Origin of the sequence: Oenococcus kitaharae, assembly GCF_025758695.1 — a bacterium.
In the GTDB taxonomy this organism is placed as follows: domain Bacteria; phylum Bacillota; class Bacilli; order Lactobacillales; family Lactobacillaceae; genus Oenococcus; species Oenococcus kitaharae_A.
In genome coordinates, this window is the sequence record NZ_JANJQP010000003.1 from 221142 (window position 1) to 238781 (window position 17640).

The 17640-nt window shown below is 41.8% G+C and carries 17 protein-coding genes and 2 tRNA genes; 13 read left to right on the forward strand and 6 right to left on the reverse strand.

The window, feature by feature from the left end:
• Positions 1-58 precede the first annotated feature (58 nt).
• A complete protein-coding gene (locus tag NRF22_RS07275; protein WP_263779898.1) occupies positions 59-439 on the forward strand; it encodes a hypothetical protein in 381 nt (126 codons plus the stop codon).
• 16 nt (positions 440-455) lie between these two features.
• On the opposite strand, the gene NRF22_RS07280 is transcribed toward NRF22_RS07275, so the two are convergent.
• Both NRF22_RS07280 and NRF22_RS07285 read right to left on the reverse strand, forming a co-directional pair.
• Positions 456-1100 (reverse strand): NAD-dependent epimerase/dehydratase family protein, encoded by a 645-nt coding sequence (locus NRF22_RS07280; RefSeq protein WP_263779899.1) that lies wholly within the window; start codon positions 1098-1100, stop codon positions 456-458.
• Positions 1097-1738 carry a carbonic anhydrase family protein gene (locus NRF22_RS07285; RefSeq protein WP_263779900.1) on the reverse strand — a complete coding sequence of 214 codons (642 nt, stop codon included), beginning with the start codon at positions 1736-1738 and terminating at the stop codon, positions 1097-1099. Before NRF22_RS07285 ends, NRF22_RS07280 begins: the two co-directional genes overlap by 4 nt.
• Positions 1739-2189: 451 nt before the next feature.
• On the opposite strand from NRF22_RS07285, the gene NRF22_RS07290 reads away from it, so the two are divergent.
• Positions 2190-3020 (forward strand): sulfite exporter TauE/SafE family protein, encoded by an 831-nt coding sequence (locus tag NRF22_RS07290; RefSeq protein ID WP_263779901.1) that lies wholly within the window; start codon positions 2190-2192, stop codon positions 3018-3020.
• Positions 3021-3022: 2 nt separating this feature from the next.
• Positions 3023-3397, forward strand: a complete 375-nt coding sequence (locus tag NRF22_RS07295) for a DUF1634 domain-containing protein (protein WP_263779902.1) — start codon at positions 3023-3025, stop codon at positions 3395-3397.
• A 53-nt stretch (positions 3398-3450) separates the two neighbouring features.
• On the opposite strand, the gene NRF22_RS07300 is transcribed toward NRF22_RS07295, so the two are convergent.
• On the reverse strand, positions 3451-4353 hold the full coding sequence (locus NRF22_RS07300) for a LysR family transcriptional regulator (RefSeq protein ID WP_263779903.1): 903 nt from the start codon (positions 4351-4353) through the stop codon (positions 3451-3453).
• Positions 4354-4448: 95 nt separating this feature from the next.
• On the opposite strand from NRF22_RS07300, the gene NRF22_RS07305 reads away from it, so the two are divergent.
• Positions 4449-5510: an LCP family protein gene (locus NRF22_RS07305; protein WP_263779904.1), complete on the forward strand. Its 1062-nt coding sequence runs from the start codon at positions 4449-4451 to the stop codon at positions 5508-5510.
• A gap of 65 nt (positions 5511-5575) precedes the next feature.
• Here the strand turns inward: NRF22_RS07305 and NRF22_RS07310 are convergent.
• Positions 5576-5648: transfer RNA gene (locus tag NRF22_RS07310), tRNA-Arg, on the reverse strand.
• A gap of 214 nt (positions 5649-5862) precedes the next feature.
• On the opposite strand from NRF22_RS07310, the gene gap reads away from it, so the two are divergent.
• Both gap and secG read left to right on the forward strand, forming a co-directional pair.
• Complete coding sequence (gene gap / locus NRF22_RS07315) at positions 5863-6888, forward strand: type I glyceraldehyde-3-phosphate dehydrogenase (RefSeq protein WP_263779905.1); 1026 nt, start codon at positions 5863-5865, stop codon at positions 6886-6888.
• A 120-nt stretch (positions 6889-7008) separates the two neighbouring features.
• A complete protein-coding gene (secG, locus tag NRF22_RS07320) occupies positions 7009-7245 on the forward strand; it encodes a preprotein translocase subunit SecG (RefSeq protein WP_028291888.1) in 237 nt (78 codons plus the stop codon).
• Positions 7246-7284: 39 nt separating this feature from the next.
• Here secG and NRF22_RS07325 read toward each other — a convergent pair whose 3' ends face one another.
• Positions 7285-8523, reverse strand: a complete 1239-nt coding sequence (locus tag NRF22_RS07325) for an aminopeptidase (RefSeq protein ID WP_263779906.1) — start codon at positions 8521-8523, stop codon at positions 7285-7287.
• A 101-nt stretch (positions 8524-8624) separates the two neighbouring features.
• On the opposite strand from NRF22_RS07325, the gene NRF22_RS07330 reads away from it, so the two are divergent.
• The 3 genes from NRF22_RS07330 to NRF22_RS07340 all read left to right on the forward strand — a co-directional run bounded on the left by NRF22_RS07330 (position 8625) and on the right by NRF22_RS07340 (position 10593).
• On the forward strand, positions 8625-9512 hold the full coding sequence (locus NRF22_RS07330; protein WP_263779907.1) for a GH25 family lysozyme: 888 nt from the start codon (positions 8625-8627) through the stop codon (positions 9510-9512).
• Positions 9509-10513: a Gfo/Idh/MocA family protein gene (locus tag NRF22_RS07335; protein ID WP_263779908.1), complete on the forward strand. Its 1005-nt coding sequence runs from the start codon at positions 9509-9511 to the stop codon at positions 10511-10513. Before NRF22_RS07330 ends, NRF22_RS07335 begins: the two co-directional genes overlap by 4 nt.
• Before the next feature lie 7 nt (positions 10514-10520).
• Positions 10521-10593, forward strand: a tRNA-Arg gene (locus NRF22_RS07340).
• Between the two features lie 130 nt (positions 10594-10723).
• Here the strand turns inward: NRF22_RS07340 and NRF22_RS07345 are convergent.
• On the reverse strand, positions 10724-11965 hold the full coding sequence (locus NRF22_RS07345; protein WP_263780051.1) for a type II restriction endonuclease: 1242 nt from the start codon (positions 11963-11965) through the stop codon (positions 10724-10726).
• A 309-nt stretch (positions 11966-12274) separates the two neighbouring features.
• Here NRF22_RS07345 and NRF22_RS07350 point away from each other — a divergent pair, with 309 nt between their 5' ends.
• From NRF22_RS07350 to pcrA, 4 genes are all read left to right on the forward strand, one after another.
• Positions 12275-13453 (forward strand): PTS sugar transporter subunit IIC, encoded by a 1179-nt coding sequence (locus tag NRF22_RS07350; RefSeq protein WP_263779909.1) that lies wholly within the window; start codon positions 12275-12277, stop codon positions 13451-13453.
• Between the two features lie 56 nt (positions 13454-13509).
• The gene (locus NRF22_RS07355; RefSeq protein WP_263779910.1) at positions 13510-14505 is read left to right on the forward strand and encodes a D-2-hydroxyacid dehydrogenase; all 996 of its coding nucleotides are present in this window, start codon (positions 13510-13512) and stop codon (positions 14503-14505) included.
• Between the two features lie 181 nt (positions 14506-14686).
• A complete protein-coding gene (locus tag NRF22_RS07360) occupies positions 14687-15307 on the forward strand; it encodes a glycoside hydrolase family 73 protein (protein ID WP_263779911.1) in 621 nt (206 codons plus the stop codon).
• Positions 15308-15390: 83 nt separating this feature from the next.
• Entirely contained in the window at positions 15391-17640 is a 2250-nt protein-coding gene (gene pcrA / locus NRF22_RS07365) for a DNA helicase PcrA (RefSeq protein ID WP_263779912.1), read from the forward strand.

Genomic DNA, 17640 nt, shown 5'->3' on the forward strand with positions numbered 1-17640 from the left:
TGCAACCCATATAATAAGAATAGATACCGGTTGAATTTCCTGAGAAAGCAGGTCCAATATGTATAATGACAAGACACTATTCAAATTCTTTCTGTTGTTTATGAAATTGATTGTGGCCATTGGCCTACTGCTGATTATTTATCCACTTGTTGTAACGGCAAGTGATAATTATGCTTTGATGTCTTCGGGAAATTTACTGGCAAAGTCGTCGATTGTGATTGCTTTTCTGACAGCCCTGTTAAACATCTTTCAAATCGTTTGTCTCTTCGTTAATTTGGGGGCAAAGATGCGGGTTGTCTATATTACCAGTGTTTTTGTCAGCAGTATTTTATTGATTTTCGTTTCAGCTGTCTGGCTGAGTATTTATTCCTTTATGTTTTTGGGCCTGAGCTTGGGGATTCTCGGTTTGATTCTAATCTCTTTGCAAGCACGAAAATAACAGCCTCTTAATCATGTTATGGCCGCCGTTGCGTCAAAATTGATTTGCCGCCCCGCATGACTTTGGTAATTTCGTCGGCTAAGATTGTCCGTTTGATGGGCAGATAGCCGCTGATCCATTTTTTTAAAAAGGGTAGACGGTACAGCAGGTGAATGCCCCATTCAGCAATCAGCGTGGTAGGTTTAGCAGCATCAATTACCAGCCCTGGATAAATAATCACGCTTTGTAGCTTGGCAAAATCGGGCTGCTGCAAAAATCTTTCAGCCGCGATCTTATGTTGCATATATTTTTTCAGGACAAAAGGCGCTTTGTTAGCAGAAATAAATATCAGTCTGGCTGGCTTTGATTGTTTAAGCAAAAACCCAGCGATCTTCTGCAAGGGCAGTACAATCGCGTTCTCATAGGTGATGCCTTGTTTGGGTTTTTCAAACAAAATACCAATCGCATCAATGATCCAATCGGCATTTTTAGCAGCATCCTGCCAAGTCTGATCTTTTGTCACATCAGATTTGATCCAAGTCACTTCATCAGCCCAGGCCGCTTGACCTTTTTTCGGTCGGCCGTGCCGTGAAACACTGATCGTTTGCCAGCCTTGTGCTTGAAAAGTTTTCAGTAATTGCTGCCCGACAAAACCACTGCCGCCAAAGACCAGTACTTTCATGATGGCTCCTTGGCTTGAAAATAAAGCAGCGGCCGGTCATTCATGGCTTGGATTTTTCGGTTGTTATGTTCATAAAGCTGGTGGAATTCTTTGAGCTGCAGGGCCGATAATTCGACAGGGTGCGTCATCACATACCATTCCACCGTTTCGGTCAATGGTGGTGTGGTCAGAGAGCCTAAATAATGAAAGTAAGAACGGTCTTTTGGCAGCAGTTTTTCGACATCACAGGCAAATTTCTCTGAGGCACCTAGTTGATGCAGGATCGAGGTAATTGCTGGGGATGTTTGCCCAACAGTCAGGAAAACGGCAATCACTGCCAGCTGGTCATCTGCTGCTTCATGAACAAAATGAACTTCGGCCGGAAAATCCTGTCCGTCAAGCAAGTGTTCGCTGGGTGCGTGAAAATGAAACTGCTGTAAACTAAATGGCCGCTGATTAATCATGGCTTGGCCAGATGATCCAACTTCGATGCCGCGCCCCGTATCTTTAGCGTAGCTGGCCACTTGACTGTAGGCCAGCTGCAAATCCGCAGCTGATGGCATTTTTTTAGCTTGAGCAAAGTGCAAATCAATCGGCGACTGCCGTTTCCCGCCTTCAAATGGCCAATTCTCTTGATCTTCATAATTAAGTTTTGCCATGCGGCGCCCTCCAATTTGAAAAACAATCTACGGACCGTCTATCCGGCAGCCTATAGACAAATTATGCCACTCCGACCAAAACAGGACATTTATTTAAGAAGCGAGATGCTTCTTTTTTGTGAACTAAGATAGTTTGAACGTTTATCTACCTAGATATCAAAAAAATACATATTATACATGCCTATATTTTATGAATTTTAGATATAGAATGATTGGCGAACGTATGGTGATACGTGTTCATTATCTTCCGTTGTGTAACGTGGATGAATATCTGTTCGTAATAGGAGCTGTTTCATGCATATTGAATTGGCAAAAATCCACATAGACTTGATTCCTGACATCAACCAGCATATTTTGGAAAAATTATATTTTCAAAAGGTGATTAACAATGAAGGCACGAATTCTTCATAGTTGAAGACAATTTACCGAGTTCGATATTAAGGAGAGAAAAATGATTAGTATTGAAATTTTATTGTTAGTAGGCCTTCTTGCTGGTGTTTTTGGAGCCGTGTTAGGTCTAGGAGGTGGCATTATCGCAACGCCTATATTAACTATTATGATGGGAGTACCTATCAAATATGCCATTGGCGCAAGCATTATTGCTGTTATTGCGACAAGTTCCGGAGCAGCAGTTTCGTTTTTGCGAGATCGAATGCTGAATTTGAGAGTGGCAATGTTTCTTGAGATAGCTACAACTATTGGCGCTATCTCAGGAGCGCTGTTGTCAGGCGTTGTTCCAAAAGGCTTTTTATTTGTTTTATTTGGCGCTTTATTAGTTTTTTCAGCTGTCAATATGATTAAAAAATTGAGGGCAAAAAAAGAGACGAAAGATCAGGTACAGGCAGATGCTATCTCGCGTAAATTGAGATTGGACGATACTTATTATGATAAACCGTCTCAGCGAATGATTCATTATCAAGTTTCGCATGTTCCGGGTGGTTTTGCGATGATGTATGGCGCAGGTATAGCTAGCGGCTTACTAGGGATAGGAAGTGGCGCATTTAAGGTGCTCGCCATGGATACGATTATGGGAATGCCGATCAAACCATCCAGTGCAACGAGCAATCTGATGATTGGTGTCACGGCGTCTGCGAGTGCGATGATTTATTTCTTCAATGGATCAATTCGCCCAGAGATCGCCGGCCCGTTATCAATTGGTATTTTAATTGGCGCACTTATTGGATCGAGAATTATGTTGTATCTGAAAGCTCGAACTATCAGGATGATTTTCATTCCTGTATTAGCATATATGGGCCTGCAGATGATGTTCAGAGGATTTTAACTATGGTTGAAGAAGATACAACAAAAACAAGCGAGATGACAAGCATCGAAATTATGATTGGCAAAATTTTAAGAATAGGTGTTATCCTTTCGGGAACCATCATCACTATCGGCGTTATCATACTTTCCCTGCAGCAAAACCAACAAGCAAACACGCTGCCAACTTCGTTGACTAGTTTGGTGCATGACTTATGCAGTTTAGAGCCTTACGCCATTATTATGCTTGGTCTCTTTTTATTGATTTTGACCCCTGTTTTAAGAGTGGCAGCCTCAATTTATGCATTTTTTAGAGGCGGGGATAAATTGTATGGCTACATTACGACTTTGGTATTGATTATTCTTTTTTGCGGTATGGCCTTAGGTTTTGCAGAAATGTAAAATGTTTGCACCTATTATCTATCGGCACATTGGCGAAATCATGGCAGCCAGTGTCACGATTTATGTGACTGCTGACCAATCAAGAGTTCTAAGAAATTCTCCACCAAGGGACTAAAGGGTTCGTTTCGCCGCCACATAACAGCTAATTGTGTTTCCAAGCTTTTCGCCCGTATTTCCCGCATATGGAAACGCCGATCCCGCTGTTCTTGAATTTGCAGGATGGCAGAATGTGGTACTAAGGCAGTACCAAAGCCGCATTTAGCCCAATCCAATGCTGTTCTGGCATCATCACAACGGACGACGATCAGTGGATTCAGGCCAGCCTCGGCAAAAGCACCTTTTATAACTTCTTCAAATCTTCTGTAGATGATTAAAGGCACATTGGCAAGATCTTTTAACTCAACACTGGATGATGTCTCTGCCTGATCCACCTGACCTGGGTCTGCCCACGAAGCTGCAATCATTGGTTCTTTATCAAAATAATAACCGATCACGCCATTACTTGAAAAAGGAGTCCGCAAAATTGCTAGATCAATCAATCCCTTTTCCAGGTAACCTAGTAATTTATACGTATTACCCTCTATGATATTGATGCTGATATTGGGATAGTATTTTTTAAGTTGCAGCAAGTTGAGATTCGGCAGCTTATTTATTGAAGATGAGACGCTGCCAATTGATAATGACCCGGAAATACCTTTATGCAGGTACTGTACCTTGCCTTGAGCGACCCTGGATAACTCAGTTATTTGTTCAGCATATGGTTTGAAAATCTTGCCGGCATCGGTCAGAGAAATTCCTCTCGGGCCTCTGACAAATAAACTAGTATCTAGTTCCTGCTCTAATTGCTTAATTTCATAACTCAAAAGCGGCTGCTTGATATGCAATTGTTTTGCCGCGGCCGTGATCTGTCCTTCTTCACAGATGACGACAAAATACTTTAATTGCTTTAAATTCATAAGAAAACCTCAAAATAAGTTTAACGATTTTGGCCGCGTGATGCCGCAGGCAAGCCAACATATAGCCATTCTAGATCTCACGGAAAGGAAAAACGATGCACAAAATTAGATCAAGAATTTTCATTTTTATTTTCATAGCAGCCTTATTGCTGCTTGGATATCATTTTTTGAACTTGTCTCAATCCTTTAAAAAAACAAGCCTTGGATTAACAGATAAAGTACAGTCTGCACATAACAATAAACTTCTAAATAGTAAAAAGCCCTTTTCGATCCTGCTCTTGGGCACCGATACTGGTGATTTGAACCGAACCGACAAAGGCAGAACTGATTCTATGATGCTAGTAACAGTTAATGAGCAAAAGAGAAGGACGACGCTCGTTTCTATTCCAAGAGATACGATGGTGGCAATTCCCGGATTAGAGAATACTTTTCCACAAAAAATAAATTCAGTCTATACTTTTACTAACCTCAAGCAGACTGTGTCTGATGTTTCGCATTATTTAAATGTGCCAATCAATTTTGTGGCGCTGGTTAATATGGGCGGATTAATCAAAATGGTGGATCAAGTAGGCGGCGTCCAGGTGAAATCGCCTCTGAATTTTTCTTATAATCCGTATACTGCTCACGATACGGGTAATGACATTTATCGTTTCATCAAGGGATCATCCACTTACTATCACAGTACCGACGGTACTGATTGGACTGAATATCAGCGTATGGATGGACAAGCCGCTTTGGCTTTCACGAGAATGCGTTATGATGATCCGCTGGGCGATTATGGTCGAACCCAGAGACAAAGACTCGTGATACAGGCACTTTTAAACAAAGCAAAAAATCCGGCTGTTTTTTTAACCAGTTCTTTTGTTAATTCTCTGGCCTCAAATGTGAAGACTAATTTAGTGCTGAATGACTTTCTTTTGATCGCAAAAAATTATGCGAATGCCAAAAAACACGTTCAATCGTACTCAATACAAGGTACTTCTGATTGGGAAGACGGCGTATCCTTTCAAGTTGTATCGAAAACGAGTCAGCAGGTAGGAACAGACAAAATTAGGCGGGCTTTAAATATCAAGCCAGCCGTCACTGGTCCTGCATTGATGGGAAACAGCGACTCTCTTATTATTCCATCGAACGTTGCTGCTATCCTGCAGCGTTGATAGGGGAATTTCTGAAAAAAATCAGTTTATAGGCTTTTATTATCGCCAATAAAGATAACTAAAAATGCGCAAGGAGGGAATCGAACCCTCATCTCAGGAACCGGAATCCTACGTGATGATCCATTACACTACTCGCGCGAACATTACTATTATACTAGATAAGAAGGCTAATCTATTTTTGTTTTCAGGCTTTTGGACAAAGTGGTATTTTCAATAAGATTTTGTGAAATGTATAACCTGTGTCAAGGTAAAAAAAGCTTGTCAGACGGGCTAATGGTCAAGCTTTGTCAAAAGCCCGTGTTATACTATTTACGGACAATATCCAAATATTCATAAGAGGAGAAAATTTTCTATGACTGTAAAGATTGGTATTAATGGATTCGGACGTATTGGCCGTTTGGCTTTCCGTCGGATCCTTGAGTTACAAGATGAAGCCTCTGATATTGAAGTTGTTGCGATCAACGATTTAACAACACCTTCAATGCTGGCTTATCTGCTCAAGTACGATACCACTCATGGCACATTGAACGCCGATGTTTCAGCTAATGATGAGACAGCTACTTTGACGGTTAACGGCAAAGACTATCATATCTATTCTGAAAGAGATGCTCACAACCTTCCTTGGGTTAAGAACGATGGTGTTGAATATGTTCTTGAGTGTACTGGATTCTACACTTCCAAAGAAAAAGCACAGGCTCATATCGATGCCGGTGCTAAGCGTGTATTAATTTCTGCCCCAGCCGGTGCTGTACCAACAGTTGTTTACGGTGTTAACCAAGACATTCTGACATCTGCCGATACAATTGTTTCTGCTGGTTCTTGCACGACCCAGTCATTGGCACCAATGGCACGTTTGCTGCAAGACAAGTTTGGTGTTGAAGTTGGTACAATGACGACTGTTCATGCCTACACTTCTACTCAGATGATCCTTGATGGACCTCGCGGTTCTAAGAAGCGTTCTAACCGTACAGCTGCTTCCAACACGATTCCTCATAGCAGTGGTGCTGCCAAGGCTATTGGCTTGGTTGTTCCTGAAGTTGACGGCAAGATGAACGGTCATGCTCAGCGTGTTCCAGTTATCGATGGTTCTGTGACTGAATTGACAAGTATTTTGTCAAAGAAAGTTACTGTTGAAGAAGTGAACGATGCCTTTAAAGAATATACAAAGGGTAACGAAAGCTTTGGTTGGAACGATGATGAAATTGTCTCTTCTGATATCATCAACGATACTCACAGTGCTGTTTTTGACCCAACTCAGACTCAGATCGTCGCTGGCGGTGATTTCCAGTTGGTTAAGACTGTTTCATGGTATGACAACGAATACGGTTTCACATCCAACATGGTCCGCACTTTGCTCCACTTTGCAAAATTAGACTAATTTTATATAGATAAGATGAGCCATAAATTGTATTGATTAAAACCTCGGTTTTTCCGAGGTTTTTTGTTTCTGCACAATGCTCTTTGTCAAACGGAATCAATCTGATATACTGGATGGAGTATGGCACAGTTGATTTTAACAGCATTAGTCGTTATCGGTATCGTCTTGATTATTTGTATTATGATGCAGCCCAGCAAACAGCAGGACGCATTGAATGCTTTGTCAGGCGGCGCCAGCGACCTCTTTCAGGCACAAAAGTCACGTGGCTTTGAGGCTGTCATGAAAAGAATTACAGCAATCCTTGGCGGCATTTGGTTGATCCTAGGCTTGCTGTTAATGCTTTTGCAAAATAGATAATAAGCAAATTAAAAGCGATTCCATTCAGAATCGCTTTTTTTATGCCCAATCACCATTTCTAAATACTGGAATAATACGGTCGTCTTGTGTGACACCGTCAATAGCCATATCGCTAGAACCGATCATGAAATCCACATGTACATCGCTTTGATTCCAGCCATATGATGCAAGTGTCTTCTCATCAAGTTCTTCACCCTTTTGAATATTAGTGTTGTATGCCTGGCCGATAGCGACATGGTCTGAGGCATTTTCGTCAAATAATGTGTTATAGAACAAGACACCTGCATCATTAATCGGCGAGTGGAAGGGAACGAGACTAACTTCACCAAAAGAATGCGAGCCAGCATCTGTAGCGATCAGGTCTTTTAGTACTGCTTCACCACTTGAAGCTTGTGCCTTAACAATCTGGCCATCTTTGACTTGCAGAACAATATCTTGAATCAGATTGCCACTGTAGCTTAATGGCAGCGTTGAAGCAATTGTACCGTCAATATGGCGGTTGTCTGGTGCAGTAAAGACTTCTTCGGTTGGCATATTAGGAATAAAGGGATTCCCGCTTCGATCGACTGAACTAGCAGCCTCCCAACGATGGTGCTCTGCTAAGCCAATCGTAAAATCACTTTTGGCCGACTTGTAACGCAGTTCTTTAAAATTCTGTTCTGTCAGCCAATCAGCATGGGCTTTTAATTCAGCGACATGCTGATCCCATTCGGCGATTGGATCATTATCTTCACTGATGCGGACTGTTTTTAAAATTTCCTGCCAAAGGCGTTCTGCAGCTTCTTGACCATGCAAATCCGGAAATACTTTTTCTGCCCAAGCAATCGAAGGCGCTGCCACGACAAGCCAGGAAATAACATCGGCAGTCGTTTTTTGAGCGACCGTTTTTAGTGCGGGCCGTAAAGCTTGCCGCCTATTAGCAATCACTTGAGGGTCAATACCGCTTAAATTATCAGGGTTGTCAGACATAATTGAAATTCTTGTCGCGTTTTTCCGACCAATCAGATCGTCGCCCCAGACTTTTAAGTATTCGGGCGTTTCACTAATGACTGCCGGACTCGCATGCAAATAAAATTCCCTTGTTTCTAGTGCATTGTGCCATTGAACCTGTACCTGCACAGCACCGGCTTGATAGGCGCGCTTGACCAATTTTTCAGCAAAATAATCAGTTTCTGTATTCGAGTAGATAACGACTGTCTGCCTGGGCGCTACATGAGCACCTTTCTTGATAATCAGATCAGCAAACTTGTCGATTTGTTTATTCAATGCTGGAAACATATTTTTCTCCCTGACGGCAACGTTTTGGTTGGATACCTGGTCTGCCTGGTAACCATCAACATAATTATAGCGGACGCCAAGACTTAGTTATAATAAGAAAGGTGCAGAGGAAACGGAAAAATAAAAAGAAAGGGATGCTGGATTACATCTTTTACATCCTTGTTATTGTAGGTTTTCTTTGGACGGTCAGTTTGTGGGTCTTTGCGAGTGTTCCTAGCCAAAAGAGCCGGCCTGCTGTGCAATCATCTTCTAGTTCTAAGCCAATCAAGCAGGCGCTTTCAAAAAGTGAAGTTTCAAAAAGTTCTAAACGTCAATCAAGCCGCGCCTCGAGCAGTTCTGATAGTCAGAGTGGCGGCAGTACTCGGGCTAAATTGGCTAGCGGCAAGTTTGCTAGAGGAACAACTTTGAGCTCGGATCAGCCCTATAGCGATTATTCTTATTTGCGTGCGCAGGGATTAAGTTTTGTCTATTTTCGCGCCACGACTGGCGGCAGCGATTTTGATGATTTGTATATGTCATCTCTGAAGTCGGCGCGGGACGCAGGTCTGTCGGCCGGCGCGGTGCTGATCTATGATTCTTTCACGACAGCTTATGCGGCTTATTTATATTTCGTGCAGAATGTAGGCCGTCAAGTAGGGAACTTACCGATCGCTATTTCTGTAACCGATGACGATATTACTGACAACAATTCAATTGCCAATCTGCGTGGCCTGATTTTGGATCTAAGGTCCTATTATCCAAAAAATTCTGTCATTGTCCGCTGCGACAAGGCAGTCTACGATCGGATTCAAGCACAGCTGGCGCCATTGAATATGAGGTATTGGCTGCTAGAAAACAGTCTGGACAACACCGATACGGTTAATCAATTTGTACAGTATAATGCCAATGGGAAGGTTGGTTCCGGTATTCGTTCTTTCCGCCTGCCTTTGTCGATTTTTAACGGCAGACTATCTGATTTAAAAAACCTATCAAGGGAGATTGAAAAATGATAAAGCTCGGTCTTGTTGGCACACACTGGATTACCGCACAGTTTGCTCAAGCGGCTATTGAATCACAAGGATTTATCATATCGGCTGTCTACTCGCGCAGCAAAGAGACGGCTGATGATTTTATTAAACAGATTGGTCAGCCAGCCGCGGCATTTGACAATTTTGATGCATTTTTAGATTCCGGTATACAGGCAGTCTATCTTGCATCCCCAAATTCATTTCATTTTCGGCACGCACAGTCTGCTCTCAAACATGGTCTTGATATCATTGTTGAGAAACCAAGTTTTTCAAACACACATGAATTTCAGGAAATTATGAAGCTGCTGGCTGAAAATCCTGAGCGTCGTTTCTTTGAAGCGGCTCGGAACTACCATGATCCTATTTTCAAGATTATCAAAGACAAGATTACCGATTTGAAGACAATACAAGGTGCCAACTTGGTTTATGCCAATTATTCAAGTCGTTATGATCAATATTTAGCTGACCAGCTGCATGCACCGAATGTTTTTACTAGGAAATTCTCCGGTGGTGCCCTATACGATTTAGGCGTTTACCCGCTTTATGACGCCATTGGCTGGTTTGGTTATCCTGATAAGGCTGACTATCGGGCGCGTCTGCTTGAAAACGGCATTGATGGTTCTGGTGTCATCAGTTTGGATTATGCTGCTTTTACGGTGAACATTCTGATCTCCAAGATTTTTACGTCTTCGGCGCCAAGCGAGGTCTTCGGATTAAAGGATCGTTTGTTGATTGATAGTCCCTCTGAATTAAATCATGTCGAGCTGATTGACGGGAATGGTCATCGTGAACAATTAGCATTAGGGACAGAACAAAATCCGCTGCTGGCAGAAGCACGGGATTTTGCTCGGATACTGAGTGATCGACATTCAGAAGCTAATCTTGTAGAATATGAGAATTGGCTTGCAACCGCGTCTCAGATTAATCCGCTGATGTTTGACCTGAGGAAAAGCGCTGGTATCCGCTTTGCCGCCGATGATTGATTTTTTTGGCTCAGTAGTTTAACGGGATAAAACACGGACCTCCTAAGTCTAAGCTCCCGGTTCGAGTCCGGGCTGGGCCATTATGACAATAAAACCGCCATCGTTGAAGTGGCGGTTTTTGTTTGCTTAATCCTTGATATTAAAGGGTTCTTGTCCATTAATTAAATGCTAGAAGTTGCAAGAAATACAGGGAATTTATTGGCATATTTTTCAATTGCTGGACTGTTCTGCCATTCTGCCATCTGGAAAATGTGAAATCGGAGCTAAGATAGAAAAGTCATTGCCAAAGCGTTTCATAGACTGAAAATTTTCAATCAGATCCTTAAACAATATATATCGCAGGTGATCGTGCAGGTGATGATTATGCATATAGTGGGGACGCGAAAACTGGGCAATCACCATGTTCTCTCGCTTTTCTGGTGCCACAATATAGAGCATCATCTGATTTTCATCGTCGGCTTGATCAAGATCGTCCATCCGATTCATGCCGGACATGATAGATGTTGATTTTTCAACTTCAAAAGCAGCAACTGGTTTATTTTCTTTTGAGAACCATATGACGTCAATCAGGCCAATTGTTTCCTGCAAACTGGCGGGGAGAGATTGAAAAGATTTCGGCAATACAGGTAGGGAGTAGTCTCCCAATCTCATTCCTTTATACGTTCTGTTATGATCGTTGGAAGCAATCCACGAATGGTATCCGATATGATTGCCTATCTCCGCCAGAATGTACTGCATTTCCTGATGAAGATTTTTGAGTTCTTGTTCTTCTATTTTCTCATCTATTTTCTTTTTAGTTCCGCCTTCTTGCTGTTTGATGATCATATCGGCATTCTCTCTGATCGCGTAATTACCTTTTCCGACATCAAATAGAAAACCTGAAATTGCCCCTAGATCTTTTGAGAATAGACCGCCAGCCTGGTTGAGTGCCATGATGCCGTCTCTTAATTTAAAATATTCGGACCATTTTCCTAATTTGATGTTTGAGTGCGTTAAGAGATTATACCCATCTTTGATGCTGGTATTAAAAGGAGGAAAAATACTGGGTTCTAAAAAATAGAGAATATTAGCCACTGATGGGCCAAGACCTTTTATATGCTGCTTATCAAGTTCTTCGATCGCAACTAGCATTTTGACTTCTTGATTAGTCTCAAGTACTTGGCTGAGCATATCCGCGAAAGCAACCTGATTACTTCTGTTCTCGTAAATATCAGGAATTCTCATTTTTGGTTTCCACATAAATGCATGTTTGGCGCCTTTGAATATTTCCTGCTGTCCGCAAATAATGTCCATGACTTCTTCTAAAGCAGATCCATGCAAGTCTCTAGGAAAACTACCATCTGCAATGGTTTTGACTATTTTTCGAACACCTTTTTTGACTTGGTTGAAGGCCTTTTGACGATTTTCGTTGTTGATATACCAGCTTTGATACAGAAGTTTCGGATTGTGCATATATTGATCCATTGTATCTTTGAGATAAGTTGTGTCCATGTTTTCCTCTTCCTAGTATTACCTTTTTACATATTGGATAAGCCTCACACAAATAGGTAATTGAAAAATCAGCTGCATCTACATGTAAGTCTTTAATTAGTTTATCCAAAATTTGTGTTACCCACAGATTTTTCTTGATTTTCTAGTTCCTATAAGCCTTGTGGATCGCAGAGAGCAGGGCAAGCGGAATTGCTTTAAAATATGTTGTTCATATACTTCACAAGCATTTGTGAGTAAAATAACATTGAAGGATTAAAGGAAGGATAGTAGATGAGTGGGAAAGAAAGTAGCCCGGTGGCTGTTTTTTCTGGTGCCAAATCGGATTTACGCGGTTTTGGTGTCAAGATATTAACAGGATCGGCACAAGGAATTTTAATTGGTGTTTTACCAAGCGCTGTGATGCGCTATATTTTGCAGTATTCAGGTTTATTGCAGACCCATGCTGGCGCAAATTTTAACGCAATTCTGAACTTGTTTATGGTGTTTATTCCATTTTTGATTGGTATGGCAATTGCCTTCCAATTCAAAATGAATGCCCTAAGCACAGGTGTTATCGGAATTGCTGTGGCAGCCTCTTCCGGGTCGATTCGTTGGATTGCAGTTCATAGTTATTTGTCACCATTGGCTAAAGCAGCCAAAGCGGCACCTTTAACTGGTACATTTTATCAAGCACAAGGTGCTGGGGATGTTATTAATGCGATGGCTGTGTCTGCGATTGCAGTTTTGGTAACTTGGCTGGTTGCAAGGTATTTGAAGGGCTTTGGCTCAGTTGCCATTATCTTGGGGCCGATTGTGATTGGCGGAGGAGTTGGTTTAATCGGTACGATGATTGCACCTTATGTTGCTGATATTACGACTTGGATTGGTGATATTGTTCGCTGGGCTTTTGATCAGCAGCCATTTATCATGGCGCCTTTGGTTGCGGCTCTGTTTGCTATGATTATTGTGACCCCTGTCTCAACAGTGGGTATCGCCTTAGCGATCAATTTGAACCAAATGGGATCTGGTGCAGCTGCCATGGGTGTTGTTGCAACGACTGTGGTTTTGATGATTAATTCTTGGTTTGTCAATAAAAAAGGTGTGACTGTCGCAATTTTTTTGGGTGCGATGAAGGGCATGATGCCGTCAGTCTTCAAAAAGCCGATTACATTAATTGCCTTTGCACTTTCTGGGGCAATTTCAGGCCTAGCAGTTGCCTTGTTTAATATTCAAGGAACCTCGACAACGGCCGGATTTGGCTGGATTGGTATGGTCTCGCCCATCCAATCATTTGTGAATAATAATGCTGAAAGAGCTGATACGGCCAACTATATCAGCAATTACATCAATCCGTTTCTGGCTTTGATTGTCTGGTTTGTGGTCCCTGTAATTGTTGGCTTCTTAGTGGATTTCCTGTTTAGAAAAGTTCTGAAACTTTATCATGCAACAGATTTTCAGCAAGAGTTATAGTAGGAACTTTGTGAATTTTTAGATATAATGAGAATTGTACTTTTATGGAGGAAAGAATGAAAATTTTTGCTTACGGAATTCGTGAGGACGAAAAACCATCCCTTAAAGAATGGGAAGATGCTCATCCTGATGTTGAAGTTGGATACACTGAAGAATTATTGACACCTGATTCAGCCAAAGAAGCGGCTGGATCTGACGGGGTTGTTGTTTATCAGCAGCTGCCTTACACGCGTGAGACATTGCAGGCGTTAGCCGACCAAGGCATTCACCAAATGAGCTTAAGAAATGTTGGTATTGATAACATTGATCTTGATGCAGCTAAAGAACTTGGTTTCAAGATTTCAAATGTTGCAGCTTATTCACCAAATGCGATTGCTGAACATGCAGCTATCCAATTAGCTCGTGTTTTGCGCCGCAGCAAGGAATTGGATGCTAAAATTGCCAAACGTGATTTGCGTTGGGCACCAACAATTGGACGCGAAGTTCGTATGCAGACGGTTGGTGTTGTTGGTACTGGCCGGATTGGCCGTGTTTTGATCCAAATTCTTCAGGGATTTGGTGCTAAAATTGTTGCCTACGATATCTTCAAGAACCCTGATATTGATAAGCAAGGGCTTTATGTTGACAGTTTGGATGAGTTATACGCACAGTCTGACGTTATTTCTTACCATGTGCCATCTGTCAAAGAAAATATTCACATGATCAATAAAGACACTATTTCCAAGATGAAAGACGGTGTTGTGCTGGTTAACGTTGCTCGTGGCGATCTAATGGATACAGACGCTGTTGTTGCTGCCTTGGATTCCGGTAAAGTGTCTGGCTTGGTTATGGATGTTTATGAAAACGAAGTCGGTATCTTCAATGAAGATTGGGAAGGCAAAAAGTTCCCTGATGCCCGTCTCAATGATTTGATTGATCGTCCAAACGTTCTCGTAACACCTCATACAGCCTTCTATACGACGAAAGCCGTTTTGGAAATGGTTCACCAGAGTTTCGATGCCGCTGTTGCCTTTGCCAAGGGTGAAGAGACAAGAAACGCTGTTAAACTGTAAAAGATACAAACAGCTGTTTTCTGAAAATCCGCTTAAACGCGGATTTTTTTATTTAATTGTTTATTAGACTTAATCTTTAAATAGTCTTGGCTATGTAGACTTATTATTTGAAGGTTATCACTCCGCTATGAAGCGTTTGCTAAAATATTTTAAATTATTTTTCTTTCGAATCGGTCAATTTGTGAAAGGAAACAAAAAAATACATCTGATTTTGTTTTTTCGTCTTGGTCTTGTTCTCATGGTCTTTACGACTTCTTTTGTACTAACTTATTATGTATCGGTTCAGCAGCATCTGCCTGGCAGGCATGCAATCTCTAAAAAGGAAAAAGAAGTCCTGTCGCAGCAGCGTTTTATTGATCGTGTCGCACCTTATATTCAAAAACGGCAGCAAGAGGAACATATCCTGTCATCTATTACCATTGCTCAGATGATCTTAGAATCTGATTGGGGGAAAAGCCGATTAGCTGCGCAATACCATAATTATTTTGGTGTCAAAAGCTGGTCTTCAGATCCTAAAAAAAGTGTCAATCTCCAGACGCGAGAGTTCAGCGGCAATAAGTGGGTAACTGTGACCGGTCGTTTTTCTGTTTACAAAAATTGGCAGGAATCTGTCCGCCAGCATAATCGGTTATTCCTCAGAGGGACCAGTTGGAATAAAAATCAATATCAAGATGTTTTGAAAGCTGAAAATTACCATCAGGCCGCACGAGCTTTGGTCAAAAATGCCTATGCAACCGATCCAGGCTATGCGGACAAATTGATTACTCTGATTGTGAGATATCATTTGGATATCTACGATTGAGCTTTTTAATCCATTAATTTTCACACAGCGACTTTGTCTGAATAGAGAAAATTATTTGAAAATTCAATGTTAAAATAATTTGAGTGAATGATTTATTAGCAGGTTTGAATGATAAACAAAAAGAAGCGGTTCTGACTACCGAAGGGCCGCTTTTGATTATAGCTGGCGCTGGTTCTGGCAAGACGCGTGTTTTGACGCACCGAGTTGCCTACTTGGTTCAAGAAAAACAAGTGACGCCTTGGTCGATTTTAGCGATTACTTTTACAAATAAAGCAGCCGCCGAGATGAAAGAACGAATTGCCAGCCTTGTCGATGAAGAGGATGCACGTGCCATTTGGGTTTCGACTTTTCATGCGCTTTCAGCACGGATTTTGCGGCGTGATGTTGAGAAAATCGGTTTTACGAGCAGCTTTTCTATCTTGGATACAAGCGGCCAAAAAGTCTTGATCAAGCATGTTTTAAATGATTTGAATTATGATACAAATCAATATGATCCAAGATCAGTATTGGCCGCGATCTCTAATTTTAAAAATGCACTGCAGACGCCTAATGACGCCAGAAATGCCGCCAAGACTGTCTTTGACGAAGCTGTGGCGGAATCTTATGATTTGTACCAGCGTCGTTTGACTCAATCGCAGTCAATGGATTTTGATGATTTGATCATGCGCACAATTCAGCTGTTTCAACAGGCACCGGATGTGCTTCATTATTATCAGCATAAATTCCGCTATATTCACGTCGATGAATATCAAGATACAAATGATGCGCAATACAAATTAGTTGAAATGCTGGCAGCTGGTGATTTTGGTTCACGAAATCTAGCTGTCGTAGGTGATTCTGACCAAAGTATTTATGGCTGGCGCGGTGCAGATATGAATAATATCCTGAATTTTGAAAAAGATTTCCCTGGTGCTAAGACGGTTCTGCTGGAACAAAATTATCGTTCGACGAAAAATATTTTAATGGCCGCCAACCAGGTAATTAAAAATAATATTGAACGCAAGGCTAAAAATCTGTGGACTGACAATGAGCAAGGCGATTTGATTCACTATTATCGCGCGCAATCCGAGTCCGATGAAGCCCGTTATGTCTTTAGAAACATTCAAGCTGGTGTCAAAAAAGGCCGCAGTTTAAACGATTTTGCGATTCTTTTCCGAACCAATGCTCAGTCGCGTGTTTTCGAACAAGTTTTTAATGCCAATCAGATGCAGTATACGATTGTAGGCGGTACGCGTTTCTTTGAGAGAAAAGAAATTCAAGATATTGTGGCCTATCTGCAGCTAGTTGCCAATAGTGATAACGATACGGTTTTTGAGCGGATTATTAATGAACCTAAGCGTGCGATTGGCGCAAGTTCGATTGAGAAACTGCGTTCCTTTGCCGTCAAAAAAGATCTGTCCTTCATGCAGGCGATTGCTGTTTTGACCGATGAAAGCCTGTTATCGGCCAAGGCACAAAACAATTTTCGCAAGTTCGCGGCCATGATCAAAGGATTTATGGATCAGTCTCATTTTCTATCTGTTACCGAATTGACACAAGAGATTTTTAATAAGACAGGCATCCGAGAACAATATGTCAAAAAAGATGACCTGGAATCGCAGGCGAGGGTTGAAAACTTAGATGAATTCTTGTCGCAAACCAAACAGTTTGATGATGATTATGACTCGGAAGTTTCCGAGACGAAAAACCAGTTAGTGGATTTTCTGGGCCAAACAGCTTTGGCTAGTGATTTGGATTCTTATGATGAAAGTGCCGGCCAAGTTACCTTAATGACGGTTCACGCCGCCAAAGGTCTGGAATTTCCAGTCGTTTTCATTGTCGGACTAGAGCAGGGCATTTTTCCATCGGCGCGATCGATGATTGAAAGAGATGGTTTAGAAGAAGAGCGGCGCCTGGCTTATGTCGCTATTACGCGAGCACAACAGGAACTTTATCTAACTAACGCTTACGGACGCCTTTTATACGGGCGGATGCAAAGCAATGACCCATCCGTCTTCATCGATGAGATCGATGATGCTCTTTTAGACAAAGAAAATCCAACACCGACGGTGCCGTCTTATAGCAGTTATGATCAGCCAATGCCCTTTGACCGTAAAAGTGATTCTGTCAGCAGCCGCCACGATTATCGGCCGGCTTTTGCAACGACCTATAAAGGGACTGGTGCCGAGAAGCAGGATTGGCAGTTAGGTGACCAAGTTAAACATAAAACTTTTGGTATCGGCAGGATTGTGGCAATCAAACAAGATGGCGGTGATAAGTTATTGAAGATCGCTTTTGCTTCTAAAGGTATCAAACAACTGATGGCTTCTTTTGCTCCGATTGAGAAAATATAA